The following is a 13,617-nucleotide window of genomic DNA, read 5'->3' as shown; positions in this document are numbered from 1 at the left end:
GGCCCGTGGGGCGCCTCAGGCCAGGCCCGCGGCCTTCAGCGCGTCCGGGACGATCTCCGCGAGGGCGCGGAAGGCCCGGCCGCGGTGGCTGATGGCGTCCTTCTCGGCGGGCGTCAGCTCCGCGGTCGTGCGGGTCCCGCCCTCCGGCAGGAAGACCGGGTCGTAGCCGAACCCGCCGGTGCCGCGCGGCTCCCGGATGACGGTGCCGTGCATCCGTCCCTCGACGCAGTGCTCGGCGCCGCCCGGGACCACCAGCGCCGCCGCGCACACGAACGAGGCGCCGCGCCGGCCGTCGGCCACGTCGGCGATCTGGTCGAGGACGAGCCGGAGGTTGGCGGCGTCGCGGTCGCCGCCGGCGCCGAACCGTCCCGACCAGCGGGCCGACAGCACGCCGGGCATGCCGTTCAGCGCGTCCACGCACAGGCCGGAGTCGTCGGCGACGGCGGGCAGCCCGGTGAACGCGGCGATCGCGCGGGCCTTCAGCAGCGCGTTGCCCTCGAAGGTCAGCTCGGTCTCGGGCACGTCGGGGGCGCCGGGGAAGTCGTCGAGGCCGACGACGTCGAGGTCACCGAGGATGCGGTGGAGTTCCGCCACCTTGCCCTGGTTGTGGGTGGCGAGGACGATCCGGCTCATCGGCCGAGCGCCTCGTTCTGGATGCGGGTCAGCTCCGCGCAGCCGGCGGCGCCGAGGTCGAGCAGCGCGTCCAGCTCCGCCCGGTCGAACGGGGCGCCCTCGGCGGTGCCCTGCACCTCGACGAACCGGCCGTCGCCGGTGCAGACGACGTTCATGTCCGTCCCGGCGGCCGAGTCCTCCTCGTAGCACAGGTCGAGGCGGGGCTCGCCGTCGACGACGCCGACGCTGACCGCCGACACCGAGGTGATGAGCGGATCCCCCTTGAGGAGGCGGCGCTCGCGCATCCAGCTCACCGCGTCGGCCAGCGCGACGTACGCGCCGGTGATCGCGGCGGTGCGGGTGCCGCCGTCGGCCTGCAGGACGTCGCAGTCGAGCTGGACGGTGTTCTCGCCGAGCGCCTTGAGGTCCAGGCACGCCCGGATCGACCGGCCGATCAGCCGGGAGATCTCGTGGGTGCGGCCGCCGATCCGGCCCTTGACCGACTCGCGGTCGTTGCGGGTGTTGGTCGCGCGCGGCAGCATCGCGTACTCGGCGGTGACCCAGCCGAGCCCGCTGTCGCGCCGCCAGCGGGGCACCGAGTCCTGCACGGACGCGGCGCACAGGACCCGCGTCGCGCCGAACTCGACGAGCACCGACCCTTCCGCGTGGTCGAGCCATCCGCGCTGGATGCGGACGGGACGGAGGCTGTCGGGTGCACGGTCATCGGGGCGAGCCATGCGCCCACCCTAGCGCTCGGTCCCCACCGGGGCGGCCCGCCGCCGGCGGAGCCGCACCCGTCGCCGGAGGCGCCGTCAGAGGTCGTAGACGGCGCCGACCTCCGCCAGTTCGATGGGGCCCCGGTAGCCGCTGTCCTTCGCCTCGGAGAGGGTCTGGGACGGGTCGTTCCACGGCAGCAGGTGCGTGAGGACCAGCCGTCCGACCTCGGCCCGCTCCGCGTGCTCGCCCGCCTCCCGGCCCGTCAGGTGCATGTCCGGCGGCAGCCCGGGGCGGTCCGCGAACGCCGCCTCGCAGAGGAACAGGTCGGAGCCGCGCGCCAGCCGCACCAGCTCGTCGCTGTGCCCGGTGTCGCCGGAGTAGGTCAGCGCGCTGCCGCCGTGCTCGATCCGCAGGCCGTACGCCTCGACCGGGTGGTTCATCAGCGCGGTCGTCACCGTGAACGGGCCGATGCGCATCGGTCCCGGCTCCAGCGGGCGGAAGTCGAAGGTGTCGGTCATCTCCGGGTTGGGTTCCAGCTCGTACGCCTTGATCATGTGCTCCGCGGTGCCGCGGGGGCCGTACACGGGGATGCGCGGGGCCGGGCCGTCCGGGCAGTACGTCCGCGCGATCCAGTAGACGGTGAGGTCGAGGCAGTGGTCGGGGTGCAGGTGCGAAATGCAGATGGCGTCGATGTCCAGCACGCCGTGGAAGCGCTGGAGGCTGCCGACCGCACCGTTGCCGATGTCGAGGAGCATGGAGAAGCCGTCCGCCTCGATCAGATAGCTGGACGCGGGGCTGTCCGGCCCTGGGAAGCTGCCGGAGCAGCCGATCACAGTGACCCGCACGCTCACTCCTCCTCTTGGGTTTCCCGAGGAATCAGGTCGTCAAAGCCTTGCTCAACGTGCTCTCCACCGGGCCGATCTCCGGTCCGAGGAAGCGGCGGCCGAGCTCGGCGAACACGGCGGGGTCACCGGTGGCGCGGAACCGGTGCCGCGGCCGGGGCTTCGCCTCGGCGCGGGCCAGTCCCCGATCGTGCAGCACTCGGTACACGTCCTTGGCGGTCTCGTCGGCGCTTGAGACCAGTGTGACCCCGTCTCCCACCACATACGAGATGACGCCCGCCAGGAGCGGGTAGTGCGTGCAGCCGAGGATGAGGGTGTCGCAGTCCGCGTCCACAATCGGACGCAGGTAGCCGCGGGCGGCGTCGAGCAGCTCGTCGCCCATCGTCACGCCCGCCTCGACGAACTCGACGAAGCGCGGGCAGGCGGCGCTGACCAGGTCGATGTGCGGCGCTGCGGCGAACGCGTCCTCGTAGGCGCGGCTGTTCACGGTGGCCTCGGTGGCGATCAGCCCGACCCGCCCGTTGGACGTGGCGCGAGCGGCGCGCCGGGTCGCGGGGTTGATGACCTCCACGACCGGGACCTCGTAGCGCTCGCGGGCGTCGCGCAGCATCGCGGAGCTGGCGCTGTTGCAGGCGATCACCAGCATCTTCACGCCCTGGTCGACCAGCTCGTCCAGCATCTCCAGGGCGAACGCGCGGACCTGCGCGATCGGGCGCGGCCCGTACGGCTGGCGGGCGGAGTCGCCGAGGTAGACGATCGGCTCGTTCGGCAACTGGTCGAGAATGGCACGGGCCACTGTGAGGCCCCCGAAACCACTGTCGAAGATCCCGATGGGCGCGTCTGGGAGGCCGTCCCCCCGGGATGGATCTGACATGGTGCACAAGGCTAAGCGACAGGACCCCGCCGGGGTGCGTCATGCGTTGGACATCACACCGTCACGCACCGGAAAACCGTCCAGCTCACGGCGCGGGCGCATGATCCGTTCGTTTCCGATCCGGAACACCGGTGTGTCGCGGCGGTCAGGGACGAGCGGGCACCGAGGCGGCCGGCTGGGAGCGGGCGAGGGGCACGCGGGCGATCTGCCTGCTCTGCGCGACGAGGCGGCCGGCGCTGTCCCACACCTCGACCTCCTCGTCGAACCAGCCGCCGGCGAGGAGCCGCCCGGTGCCGTGCACGGCGAGCCAGCCGGGCGCCGGGACGGCCCGCATGTGCCAGGTCAGCTCGACGGTCGGGGCCCAGCCCTGCGCGCCGAGGTTGAGCGCCACGGGCGGCAGCGCGTCGACGGCGAGGGCGAGGGAGTAGCCGTCGGGCTCCTGGCCGCAGCGGTGCCGGAACCAGGCGCGGATGTCCGGGCGCCCGCTCGGCCGCCCGTCCAGCCAGCCCATCGTCGTCCGGTCGAAGCGCATGTCGACCTGGTCGGCGAAGCCGCTGTCGACGGCGGAGGGCGGGCGGAACCCCGTGCACTCCTCCAGCGGAGGCAGCTCGGCGGGCGGCGCGGCCGCGAAGTCGGGCTCGGCGGCCGGGTCGAGGGTGCCGGTCGTGATCAGCGCGTCCACCACGGGACGGCCGTCCTGGACGAGGGTGACGAAGGACGAGGCGGCCGTGCGCCCCACCTTGCGGGAGTCGACGACCAGCTCGGCGGGGCCGGGCTTGGCGACGCGGTGGAAGTTCGCCGCGGTCGAGACGGGGTGCTCGTGCGGCGAGGCGTCCACGGCGGCGCGGGCGAGCACGGCCATCAGGTAGCCGCCGTTCAGCGCCTGGGCGATGCCGTAGCCCTCGTCCAGGACGGCCTCGTACCGGCCCTCGCCGACCGGCTTCACCGCGGTCGACTCCCCGAACCCGCTCATCCGCACTCTCCCGGGTCGACCGTCCCGGCGGGGCGTCCGCCGAGACGGTTCTAGAATCACGTTCGAGTACGCACTCTACCCTGCCGCCCCGCGGCCCGACCGGGCGGTCAGGCCCAGAGCTGGCCTTCGAGGCGGGCCTCGGCCTCCTCCAGCGTGCCGCCGTAGGCGCCGGTCGACAGGTACTTCCAGCCGCCGTCGGCGACGATGAACACGATGTCGGCGCGCTCGCCGGCCTTCACCGCCTTGTTCGCCATCCCGATCGCCGCGTGCAGCGCCCCGCCGGTCGAGATCCCCGCGAAGATGCCCTCCTGCTCCAGCAGCTCGCGGGTGCGGCGCAGCGCGTCGCGCGACCCGACCGAGAACCGCGTCGTCAGGACGGAGTCGTCGTACAGCTCGGGGATGAAGCCCTCGTCGATGTTGCGCAGCCCGTACACCAGCTCGCCGTACCGGGGCTCCGCCGCGACGATCTTGATGTCCGGCACCCGCTCGCGCAGGAAGCGGCCGACGCCCATCAGCGTGCCCGTCGTGCCGAGCCCGGCGACGAAGTGCGTCACCGACGGCAGGTCGGCGAGGATCTCCGGGCCGGTCGTCTCGTAGTGCGCGAGCGCGTTGGCCTCGTTGCCGTACTGGTAGAGCATCACCCAGTCGGGGTTCTCCTCGGCCAGGCCCTTCGCGACCCGCACGGCCTCGTTCGAGCCGCCCGCCGCCGGGGAGGAGATGATCCGCGCGCCCCACATCTCCAGCAGCTGGCGGCGCTCGGCGGAGGTGTTCTCCGGCATCACGCACACCATCGAGTAGCCGCGCAGCTTGGCGACCATGGCCAGCGAGATGCCGGTGTTGCCGGACGTCGGCTCCAGGATCGTGCAGCCGGGCGTCAGCAGCCCCTCCTTCTCCGCCTTCTCGATCATGTGGAAGGCGGGGCGGTCCTTCACCGAGCCGGTGGGGTTGCGGTCCTCCAGCTTGGCCCAGAGCCTGACGTCCTCGCTCGGCGACAGCCGCGGCAGCCCGACCAGCGGGGTGCCGCCGAGCGAGTCCAGCAGTGAGTCGAATCGCATGTGGCGCTCGTCCCGACCGGCTCAGCCGCCGGCGACGGCCGGCAGGATCGTCACGCTGTCGCCGTCGGCGACCTCCGTCTCCAGCCCGCCGAGGAAGCGCACGTCCTCGTCGTTCAGGTAGACGTTGACGAACTTGCGCAGGCCCTTGTCGTCCACGAGCCGGTCGCGCAGGCCCGCGTGCCGGGTGTCCAGGTCGGCGAACAGCTCGTCGAGCGTGCCGCCCTTGCCCTCGACGGCCTTGGCGCCGTCGGTGAGGTTGCGCAGGATCGTCGGGATCCGGACCTCGATCGCCATCGCGATGATCTCCTTAAAACGTCGTACGGGACTGCCCGCCCCCTGGCGTAGAACCGGGCGGGCGGCGGGATGATTCCAGGCGTGATCAGCGCGTCAGCGACAGTCGTAGACGACCTCGGCGCGCGAGTGCCCGAACAGGAAGCTCTGCACGGGTGGCACCGCTGGGGCCACGGCGCGGCGCTCAACGCCGCCCGTCCCATGCCCGCTCGTCCACATGTCAACCAGTTTACCGGCCGGGAGGCCGCCGATCCCGGCCGCCTCCGGACCTCGCGCGCCGCTCACCCCGGTCGCCCCGTTCCTGCTGCCGGCGCCGTCAGGAACCGTCGACGATGAGGACCTCTTCCTCGGTGACCTCGCCGTCCACGATGCGGAACGAACGGAACTCGGCCTCGTCCTCCTCGCGGGTCGAGACGAGGACGTAGTGCGCGGTCGGCTCGGACGCGTAGGAGATGTCGGTGCGGGAGGGGTAGGCCTCGGTCGCGGTGTGGGAGTGGTAGATCACCACCGGCTCCTCGTCGCGGTCGTCCATCTCCCGCCACACCTTCAACTGCTCCTGGGAGTCGAACCGGTAGAACGTCGGGGAGCGCTCGGCGTTGACCATGGCGACGAACCGGACGGGGCGGTCCGAGCCGACCGGGCCCGCGATGATGCCGCAGGCCTCGTCGGGGTGGTCCGCGCGCGCGTGCGCGATGATCTGGTCGACCAGGGCCCGTTCAATCGTCAGCATGCCCGCAAGCTTAGAAGGCGCCCGCTCCGGAACTTTCGCCCCGGGCGGCTAGTCCAGAGGCGGCTCATCCGGCGGCGGCTCATCCAGGAACGGCTCTTCCAGGGCGTGGACGAGACCGTCCTGGAGCATCGTCAGCCAGTCGTAGGCGGCGAACATGGGGGCGCGCGGGTCGCGCGGGTCGAGGGCGCCCGCCTCCTCGTACCAGTCCTCGGTGATGTCGAGCCGGGTGCCGAGCGCCAGCCGGACGTCGTTCAGCGCCCGCAGCCACTCCTGCATCCGCTTCTCGTCGATGACGGTGTCGGTGTCGGTCTCGCCGAGCGCGCCGAGGACCGCCCGGGCGGCCTCGCGCTTGCCGTCGCGCAGGCCGATCTCGGTGTAGCGGCGGAACTCCCCGGCGGCCTCGCCGTCGTCGCGGTAGGCGTCGGGGAACAGCCGCGCCAGGACCGGGTCGTCCGGCTTCACGGCGTTCTCGGCGATGCCCATGGAGGCCAGTTCGTCGTCGGGGCCGGGCGCGTCGCCGAGGAGCGCGAGCAACTGCTCCATGAGGGCGCGCAGCAGCGCGGTCTCCTCCGGCTCCAGCCGCACCCGGAAGCCCTGGCGCGTCTTCGTCACATGGCTCATCGGGTCAATCATCCCGCTTCACGGTCGCCCACAGGCCGTAGGAGTGCAGGATCTCGACGTCCCGCTCCATCTCCTCGCGGGTGCCGTTGGCCACCACGGCGCGGCCTTTGTGGTGCACGTCGAGCATCAGCTTCTCGGCCTTGGTCTTGGGGTAGCCGAAGACGGCCTGGAACACATATGTGACGTACGACATGAGGTTGATCGGGTCGTTCCAGACGATCGCCAGCCAGGGCCGGTCGGCGCTCACGTCCTCCGCTGCGCCCGGCCGCTCCTGTTCGACCGGTGCGGGCGCCGTGTTCATGGCGCTCATTGGCCGGGTCGCCCCCTTTCTGCGCGCGGTCGGTCCGCCCACCGCATCCGATGCTATGCGTCTATCCCTCTCCTTGTGGGGAACGATCCCCCGCGCCGCCCGGTTCGCCGCGCTCAAGCGTTTCCTTGAAGGGGACGATCGCCCACGCCCCCTGGTTCGCCGCGGTGCCCGCAGTCGGCCCTAAAGTGCCACTTGTGAACCTTGGTGACGGCACGGCCCTGCTGACCGACCAGTACGAGCTGACCATGCTCCAGGCGGCCCTCCGCAGCGGGACGGCCGGCCGCCGCGCTGTGTTCGAGGTGTTCGCGCGGAGCCTGCCCGCCGGCCGCCGGTACGGCGTCGTCGCGGGCATCGGACGGCTCCTCGACGCCATCGAGGCGTTCCGCTTCGAGGACGCCGAACTGGAGTTCCTCACCGCGAACGGCATCGTGGACGAGCCCACGGCGCGCTGGCTGGAGAAGTACCGATTCACCGGGAATGTATGGGGCTATCCCGAAGGCGAGTGCTATTTCCCGGAATCGCCGATCCTGATGGTCGAGGGGACGTTCGGGGAGGCGGTCCTGCTGGAGACCGTCGCCCTGTCGATCCTCAACCACGACTGCGCGATCGCGTCCGCCGCGTCCCGGATGGTGCAGGCCGCGCAGGGGCGCCCGATCATCGAGATGGGGTCGCGGCGCACCCACGAGCGCGCCGCCGTGGCCGCCGCCCGCGCCGCCTACATCGCCGGGTTCACCACCACGTCCAACCTGGAGGCGGGCCGGCTGTACGGCGTGCCGACCGCCGGGACCAGCGCGCACTCCTTCACCCTCCTGCACGACAGCGAGCGGCACGCGTTCGAGGCGCAGCTCGCGGCCCTCGGCGAGGGCACCACGCTGCTGGTCGACACCTACGACGTCGAACGGGCCGTCCGCGCGGCGGTGGAGCTGGCCGGCCCGACGCTCGGCGCCGTCCGGATCGACAGCGGCGACCTCGGCGTGGTGGCGCGGCGCGTCCGCGAGCAGCTCGACTCCCTCGGCGCGCACGGCACGCGCATCGTGGTGACCGGCGACCTGGACGAGTACGGCATCGCGGCGCTCGCCGCGGCGCCCGTGGACGGGTACGGCGTGGGGACGTCCCTGGTGACCGGTTCCGGCGCCCCCACGGCGTCGCTCGTCTACAAGCTCGTCGCGCGGGCGGACGGCTCCGAGGAGGACGCGCCCATGCGCCCCGTGGCGAAGCGCTCGACGGGCAAGCCGAGCCGGGGCGGGCGCAAGACGGCCGTCCGCCGCGTCGACGGGCACGGCACCGCCTACGCCGAGACCGTCTTCACCACCGAACCGACCGCCGGCCCCCGCGACCGCGTCCTCCAGGTGCCGCTGGTGCGCGACGGCGAGGTCGTCGGGAGCGAGGCGCTCGGCGACGCCAGGGAACGCCACGCCCGCTCCGTCGCCGAACTGCCCGCCACGGCGCTCCAGCTCTCGAAGGGCGAGCCCGCCGTCCCGACCGAGTTCGTCGACGGCGGGCCACGCCGTTGAGCCGTCCCGCTTGGGGGAACGAGCCTGGGGTACGGTCGGAGCGGAGCCGGTGGGGCAACCGGTAGAGGGAGCGGTCATGGGCAAGAAGGCTCTGATCATCGTGGACGTGCAGAACGACTTCTGCGAGGGCGGGTCGCTCGCGGTCGCGGGCGGGGCCGGGGTCGCCACCGCGATCTCCGAGTACGTGGCCGCCCACCGGTCCGAGTACGCGCACATCGTGGCGACCCGCGACTTCCACCTCGACCCGGGCGGCCACTTCTCCGCCGAGCCGGACTTCGCCGACACCTGGCCGCCGCACTGCGTGATCGGCACCCCGGGCGCCGACTTCCACCCCAACCTGGCCCTCGCCCCCATCGAGGCCGTGTTCAGCAAGGGCCGCGAGACCGCCGCCTACAGCGGCTTCGAGGGCTTCTCCGACGACGAGACCCCGCTCGCCGACTGGCTCGCCGCCCGCGGCGTCGACTCCGTCGACGTCGTCGGGATCGCCACCGACCACTGCGTCCGGGCCACCGCGGTGGACGCCGTCCGCGCGGGCCTGCGCACCACCGTCCTGCTCGACCTCACGGCCGGCGTCAGCAAGGCCACCGTCGACCGTGCCCTCGACGAGCTCGCGCAGGAGGGCATCGTCCTGTCCGGCGCCCCGGTGGTGACCGCCTGACCATGCCCCCCACCACGCCCCCGCCCCCGGACACGACGGAGCCCACGGTCATCCTGATCGCCGGCGTCTCCGGCAGCGGCAAGACCACCATCGGCACGCTCCTCGCCGAGCGCCTCGGCTGGGACTACGCCGAGGCCGACGCGTTCCACTCCGAGGCCAACGTCGCCAAGATGCGCGCGGGCCACCCGCTCACCGACGAGGACCGCCTCCCCTGGCTGCGCGCCATCGCCGCGTGGATCGCCGACCGGCTCGACACCGGCCGCCCCGGCGTCGTCACCTGCTCCGCCCTCAAGCGCCGGTACCGCGAGATGCTGGTCGACGGGCACGAGGGCGTCCGCCTGGTCCTGCTGGACGGCGACCGCGACGCGATCGCCGCCCGCATGAAGGCCCGCAAGGGCCACTTCTTCAAGGCCGAGATGCTCGACTCCCAGTTCGCCGACCTGGAACGCCCCGCCCCCGACGAGAACGTCGTCACCGCCCCCATCACCGGGACACCCGAAGAGACGGTCGCCCACATCCTCAAGGCCCTCGACCTGGCCCCGCCCTCCCACTGACGTCCCGAAGCCGGCCGCGGTCGGACGCGGCAGTCGACGAGGCGTGCCGCACCGACCGGCCGGAGCCTCCGCCCCCTGGGTCGGCGTAGAGCGGGTCGTCTCAGTCGCGCACGTAGCGGTGCCGTGGGCGCCGTCGCAGCGTCCGGTCACGGCGCCCTCCTTCCCCGGGACCGGACGTCCACCCGCCACCAGGACCGCGAAGCCGCCAAAGCCACCGTGTTGCGCCAAAGCCACTGAACTGTTGCCGACGATCCGAACCATATGATCTCATCTGAGATTATCTCAGATAGACAGTTCACGTCGATCGACGGGAGACATCCATGCTTGAGCCGACCCGCCGGCGCACGCCCGAGGCGGACGGCACGCCGCCGGCCTTCCGGAAGCCCGCGCCGCGCCCGCTCCCGCGCCGTGCGGGAGGGCGTCGATGATCGCGGCCTCCCCTGACGAGCAGGTCCGCGACGAGGTCATGACCGCGGCCGATGTGGTGAAGTCCCATGGGACCGGTGACGGCGCGGTGACCGCGCTGCGCGGGGTGTCGGCGGCGTTCACGCGGGGCCAGTTCACCGCGATCATGGGGCCGTCCGGGTCGGGGAAGTCGACCTTCCTGCACTGCCTGGCCGGACTGGACACCGTGACGTCCGGCACCGTCGTCGTCGGCGGGGCCGAGCTCACCGGCCTGTCGCGCACCCGGCGCACCGAACTGCGCCGCGACCGGATGGGGTTCGTGTTCCAGTCGTTCAACCTGCTGCCGATGCTCACCGCCGAGGAGAACACCCGGCTCACCGGACGGCTCGCGGGCCACCGCGCGGACCCGCGCTGGTTCGACACGATCGTGGACGCGCTCGGGCTGCGCGAACGGCTGGCGCACCGGCCCACGCAGCTGTCCGGCGGGCAGCAGCAGCGGGTCGCCGTGGCGCGGGCGCTCCTGACCCGGCCGGAGGTGCTGTTCGCCGACGAGCCGACCGGCAACCTCGACTCCCGCTCGGGCGCCGAGGTGCTCGGGTTCCTGCGCACCGCCGTCGACGCCTACCGGCAGACGGTGGTCATGGTGACGCACGATCCCGCGGCCGCCGCGCACGCCGACCGGGTGCTGTTCCTCGCCGACGGGACGATCGTCGACGAGCTGACCGCGCCCACCATCGACGCCGTGCACGCCCGGATGCGCGAGATGGAGGCCTGACGGTGGGGAACGCCATGTGGCTCATCGCGCGACGCTCGTTCGCCGACAGCTGGATGCGGCTGTTCGCGACGCTGCTGGCGGCCCTGGGCTCGATCGCGCTCATAGCCGGCTCGCTGCAGTTCGCGCTGCGCGCGCAGGAGGCGGTGTCGGGCAGCGACGCGAGCGAGTACTTCCGCGCCGACGTGCTCGTGCAGGGCGGGACGGTCGATCCGGACGACGCGGCCGCGCCGCCCACCGGCGCGGTCCCCATGGACCGGATCGCCTCCCTGCCCGGGGTGGCGGCCACCGCCGGGGACGCCGCCGTGGCGGTGACGGCCGCCCGTCCCGACGGCCGGGCGATCACCGCGGCGGCCGAGGGCAGGACGCTGCTGCGCCCCTGGGTGCCCGACCCGCGGCTGAATCCCTACCGGCTGGAGGCCGGGCGCGCCCCCGCAGCCGACGGCGAGGTGGCGGTCGTCCGGTACATGGCGCGCGCGGGGAGGGTGCGCGTCGGTGACACGATGACGCTGACGCTGCCCCGCCAGACGCGCCAGGACCGGATCGTCGGGATCGTCAGCGTCCAGGACCGCGATGCCGTGGCCGCCGGCAACCTGGTGCTGGCGCCGCCCGAGACGGTGCGGCGCGCCGCCGCGCTGCCCCCGGGCACCTGGCCGAGCGTCTGGCTGAAGGCCGCCCCGGGCGTGCCCGCCGCCCGCCTGCGCGACGGGGCGGCCCGGGAACTGGGCGGCGCGGCCACGGTGCGCACCGCGGAGTCCGTGCGGCGCGCGCAGGCCGCCGCCGCGGAGGGCGAGGGCGCCTCGATCGCCGGCGTCATCGGCGGGCTCTCCCTGGTGGCGATCTTCGTCGGCCTGTTCGTGGTCGCCAACACGTTCGGCACGCTGGTGCGGCAGCGCACCCGGCTGCTGGCGCTGCTCAGTGCGATCGGCGCCACCCCGCGGCAGGTCAAACGGCTGATCCGCCTGGAGGCGCTGATATTGGGCGCCATCGCCGCCGTGGGCGGCACCGCCGCGGCCTTCCCGCTGTCCGCGCTGATCATCCGGCTGTTCGCGCGGGACGGCTTCGACGTCTCGGCCGCGGCGCCCCAGTTCGGGTGGGTCGCACTGGGGATCCCGGCGGCGGCCGGGATCCTGGTCACCCAGGCCGCCGCCTGGCGGGCGGCGCACCGCGCCGCGGGCACCTCGCCCGTGCAGGCGCTGCGCAGCACCGTCACCGAGACCCGGGGGCGCCGGTGGCCGCGGCTGTCGGCCGCCTGCGCGATCTTCACCGGCGCGGCCTTCTGGTGGGCGGTGGCGGCCGCGGTGCGCGCCGACGATCCGCCCGGCCCGGACCGCACGTTCGGGATCTCGCTGATGGTCCTCTTCGGGACGCTGCTCGCCATGACCGGCCTCGCCGTCCTCACCCCCTTCTTCGTCGGACCGCTCGGCGGGCTGGTGGGACGCATCGGGCCGCTGGTCAGCGGGGAGGCCGGACGGCTGGCGCACATCACCGTCATCCGCAGCCCGCGCCGGGTCTCCTCGGCCGCCTCGTCACTGATGCTGGGCATCGCGCTGGTCGCCTCCGTGGTGCTCATCACCATGTCGGTGCACGACCGCTTCCGGGAGGCGGGCCGAGAGGTGATGGCGGCCGACCACGCGGTCACCGCGACCGCCCGGTCCTCCGAAGGCGCGCCCGCGCCACTGGCCCGGGACGTGGCGGCCCTCGTCGCGGACGCGCCGGGGGTGTCGCGGACGACCGCCCTCACGCAGACCGAGGTCAAGCTGGTCTCGGATCCGGAGCCGCTCGACCCCGGCGGGGCACCCGAGCCGTTCCGCTTCCTCGTCAGCGGCGCCGAGCAGACCGGGCTGCGCGACGTCCTGCGGCTGGGCGGCCGGCCGCCGGCGCTGCGGCAGGGGGAGATCGCACTGTCGGGGAACGTCATGAAGGAGCGGGAACTGCGGCGCGGCCAGGAGATCGTCGTCCAGGGCGCCCGGGGCCGGGTCCCGCTCAAGGTGGCGGGCGCGTACCACGACCCCTCCCACCTGTTCGCCGACCAGGCACTGGTGGCGCCCGCGACCATGGACCGGATCGACGCCGACGCGGCGACCCGGGCGGTCCTCGTACGGGGCGGCTCTCCGGAGGCGCTGGAGCGCGCGGTGGCCGGGGTCCCGGGGGTGCGTGTCGTCGGCCGCGACGCGTACGTGAGTGCGGCGTCGGATTCGCTCACCCGGCCGCTCAGGGCGACCTACGTCTTCGTCGGCATGGCGCTGCTGCTGGCCCTGTTCGGCATGGCGACCACGGTTTCGATGAGCGTCGCCGACCGGACCCCGGAGTTCGGACTGCTGGGCGCCGTGGGGGCGACCACGAGGCAGATCCGCTCGATCGTCCGATGGGAGGCGGCCACCGTGGTCGTTCTCGGCACGATCCTCGGCAGCATGATCGCGATGGGAGTGCTGACCCTGCTGCACGTGGCCACCGGGAGCTCGTTCCTGCGCCCGGACCCGCCGTGGTGGTTGTTCCCGCTGCTGGCGGCGGGCGCGGCCGTGACGACGCCGGCGATCTCGGCACTGCCCGCACGCCGGGCCGCCGCCGTCCCGGTCCTGGAGGCCGCCAAGGCCCAGTGAACCGCGACCGTCACCACGTCGGAACGAAAGAAACGATCGAGATCCGCATCATGCATTCCCGTTACATGCGCACCCGGGCCGCCTGA

16 protein-coding genes are annotated in these 13,617 nt (G+C 73.2%); 5 read left to right on the top strand and 11 right to left on the bottom strand.

The window, feature by feature from the left end; genetic code table 11:
• Positions 1–15: 15 nt before the first annotated feature.
• From rdgB to clpS, 11 genes are all read right to left on the bottom strand, one after another.
• Positions 16–633, bottom strand: coding sequence for an RdgB/HAM1 family non-canonical purine NTP pyrophosphatase (gene rdgB / locus AB0C21_RS13125; RefSeq protein ID WP_149259459.1), 618 nt, complete (start codon positions 631–633; stop codon positions 16–18).
• Positions 630–1,349, bottom strand: a complete 720-nt coding sequence (rph, locus tag AB0C21_RS13120) for a ribonuclease PH (protein WP_500204220.1) — start codon at positions 1,347–1,349, stop codon at positions 630–632. The genes rdgB and rph overlap by 4 nt, the downstream gene beginning before the upstream one ends.
• Before the next feature lie 75 nt (positions 1,350–1,424).
• Positions 1,425–2,174: an MBL fold metallo-hydrolase gene (locus tag AB0C21_RS13115; protein WP_149259457.1), complete on the bottom strand. Its 750-nt coding sequence runs from the start codon at positions 2,172–2,174 to the stop codon at positions 1,425–1,427.
• A 31-nt stretch (positions 2,175–2,205) separates the two neighbouring features.
• Positions 2,206–3,045: a glutamate racemase gene (gene murI / locus AB0C21_RS13110; RefSeq protein ID WP_500204219.1), complete on the bottom strand. Its 840-nt coding sequence runs from the start codon at positions 3,043–3,045 to the stop codon at positions 2,206–2,208.
• A gap of 145 nt (positions 3,046–3,190) precedes the next feature.
• A complete protein-coding gene (locus AB0C21_RS13105; protein ID WP_500204218.1) occupies positions 3,191–4,018 on the bottom strand; it encodes a thioesterase family protein in 828 nt (275 codons plus the stop codon).
• Positions 4,019–4,125: 107 nt separating this feature from the next.
• Positions 4,126–5,073: a PLP-dependent cysteine synthase family protein gene (locus AB0C21_RS13100; RefSeq protein WP_500204217.1), complete on the bottom strand. Its 948-nt coding sequence runs from the start codon at positions 5,071–5,073 to the stop codon at positions 4,126–4,128.
• Positions 5,074–5,094: 21 nt separating this feature from the next.
• Positions 5,095–5,367, bottom strand: coding sequence for a MoaD/ThiS family protein (locus AB0C21_RS13095; RefSeq protein ID WP_345184173.1), 273 nt, complete (start codon positions 5,365–5,367; stop codon positions 5,095–5,097).
• Positions 5,368–5,460: 93 nt separating this feature from the next.
• Positions 5,461–5,583: a hypothetical protein gene (locus AB0C21_RS13090; protein WP_500204216.1), complete on the bottom strand. Its 123-nt coding sequence runs from the start codon at positions 5,581–5,583 to the stop codon at positions 5,461–5,463.
• A 97-nt stretch (positions 5,584–5,680) separates the two neighbouring features.
• Positions 5,681–6,094 (bottom strand): M67 family metallopeptidase, encoded by a 414-nt coding sequence (locus AB0C21_RS13085; protein ID WP_500204215.1) that lies wholly within the window; start codon positions 6,092–6,094, stop codon positions 5,681–5,683.
• Positions 6,095–6,142: 48 nt separating this feature from the next.
• Positions 6,143–6,715 (bottom strand): DUF2017 domain-containing protein, encoded by a 573-nt coding sequence (locus AB0C21_RS13080; protein WP_500204214.1) that lies wholly within the window; start codon positions 6,713–6,715, stop codon positions 6,143–6,145.
• A gap of 4 nt (positions 6,716–6,719) precedes the next feature.
• Positions 6,720–7,016 carry an ATP-dependent Clp protease adapter ClpS gene (gene clpS, locus AB0C21_RS13075; protein WP_149259596.1) on the bottom strand — a complete coding sequence of 99 codons (297 nt, stop codon included), beginning with the start codon at positions 7,014–7,016 and terminating at the stop codon, positions 6,720–6,722.
• Between the two features lie 203 nt (positions 7,017–7,219).
• Between clpS and AB0C21_RS13070 the strand changes: the two genes are divergently transcribed.
• The 5 genes from AB0C21_RS13070 (at position 7,220) to AB0C21_RS13050 (ending at position 13,531) form a co-directional block, all read left to right on the top strand.
• Complete coding sequence (locus AB0C21_RS13070) at positions 7,220–8,539, top strand: nicotinate phosphoribosyltransferase (protein ID WP_500204213.1); 1,320 nt, start codon at positions 7,220–7,222, stop codon at positions 8,537–8,539.
• Positions 8,540–8,615: 76 nt separating this feature from the next.
• Entirely contained in the window at positions 8,616–9,197 is a 582-nt protein-coding gene (locus tag AB0C21_RS13065) for a nicotinamidase (protein ID WP_500204212.1), read from the top strand.
• 2 nt (positions 9,198–9,199) lie between these two features.
• The gene (locus AB0C21_RS13060; RefSeq protein WP_500204211.1) at positions 9,200–9,751 is read left to right on the top strand and encodes a gluconokinase; all 552 of its coding nucleotides are present in this window, start codon (positions 9,200–9,202) and stop codon (positions 9,749–9,751) included.
• A gap of 424 nt (positions 9,752–10,175) precedes the next feature.
• Positions 10,176–10,931: an ABC transporter ATP-binding protein gene (locus AB0C21_RS13055; protein WP_500204210.1), complete on the top strand. Its 756-nt coding sequence runs from the start codon at positions 10,176–10,178 to the stop codon at positions 10,929–10,931.
• A gap of 2 nt (positions 10,932–10,933) precedes the next feature.
• Positions 10,934–13,531, top strand: coding sequence for an FtsX-like permease family protein (locus AB0C21_RS13050; protein ID WP_500204209.1), 2,598 nt, complete (start codon positions 10,934–10,936; stop codon positions 13,529–13,531).
• Positions 13,532–13,617: the final 86 nt, after the last annotated feature.

Origin of the sequence: Spirillospora sp. NPDC049024 (genome assembly GCF_040649235.1) — a bacterium.
Taxonomy (GTDB): domain Bacteria; phylum Actinomycetota; class Actinomycetes; order Streptosporangiales; family Streptosporangiaceae; genus Spirillospora.
This window is presented reverse-complemented; position numbering and strand designations above follow the sequence as displayed.

Coding starts and splice junctions, on each gene's coding strand:
- rdgB (WP_149259459.1), bottom strand. CDS start 633: ATGAGCCGGATCGTCCTCGCCACCCACAACCAGGGCAAGGTGGCGGAA.
- rph (WP_500204220.1), bottom strand. CDS start 1,349: ATGGCTCGCCCCGATGACCGTGCACCCGACAGCCTCCGTCCCGTCCGC.
- murI (WP_500204219.1), bottom strand. CDS start 3,045: ATGTCAGATCCATCCCGGGGGGACGGCCTCCCAGACGCGCCCATCGGG.
- AB0C21_RS13105 (WP_500204218.1), bottom strand. CDS start 4,018: ATGAGCGGGTTCGGGGAGTCGACCGCGGTGAAGCCGGTCGGCGAGGGC.
- AB0C21_RS13100 (WP_500204217.1), bottom strand. CDS start 5,073: ATGCGATTCGACTCACTGCTGGACTCGCTCGGCGGCACCCCGCTGGTC.
- AB0C21_RS13095 (WP_345184173.1), bottom strand. CDS start 5,367: ATGGCGATCGAGGTCCGGATCCCGACGATCCTGCGCAACCTCACCGAC.
- AB0C21_RS13090 (WP_500204216.1), bottom strand. CDS start 5,583: ATGTGGACGAGCGGGCATGGGACGGGCGGCGTTGAGCGCCGCGCCGTG.
- AB0C21_RS13085 (WP_500204215.1), bottom strand. CDS start 6,094: ATGCTGACGATTGAACGGGCCCTGGTCGACCAGATCATCGCGCACGCG.
- AB0C21_RS13080 (WP_500204214.1), bottom strand. CDS start 6,715: ATGAGCCATGTGACGAAGACGCGCCAGGGCTTCCGGGTGCGGCTGGAG.
- clpS (WP_149259596.1), bottom strand. CDS start 7,016: ATGAACACGGCGCCCGCACCGGTCGAACAGGAGCGGCCGGGCGCAGCG.
- AB0C21_RS13065 (WP_500204212.1), top strand. CDS start 8,616: ATGGGCAAGAAGGCTCTGATCATCGTGGACGTGCAGAACGACTTCTGC.
- AB0C21_RS13060 (WP_500204211.1), top strand. CDS start 9,200: ATGCCCCCCACCACGCCCCCGCCCCCGGACACGACGGAGCCCACGGTC.
- AB0C21_RS13055 (WP_500204210.1), top strand. CDS start 10,176: ATGATCGCGGCCTCCCCTGACGAGCAGGTCCGCGACGAGGTCATGACC.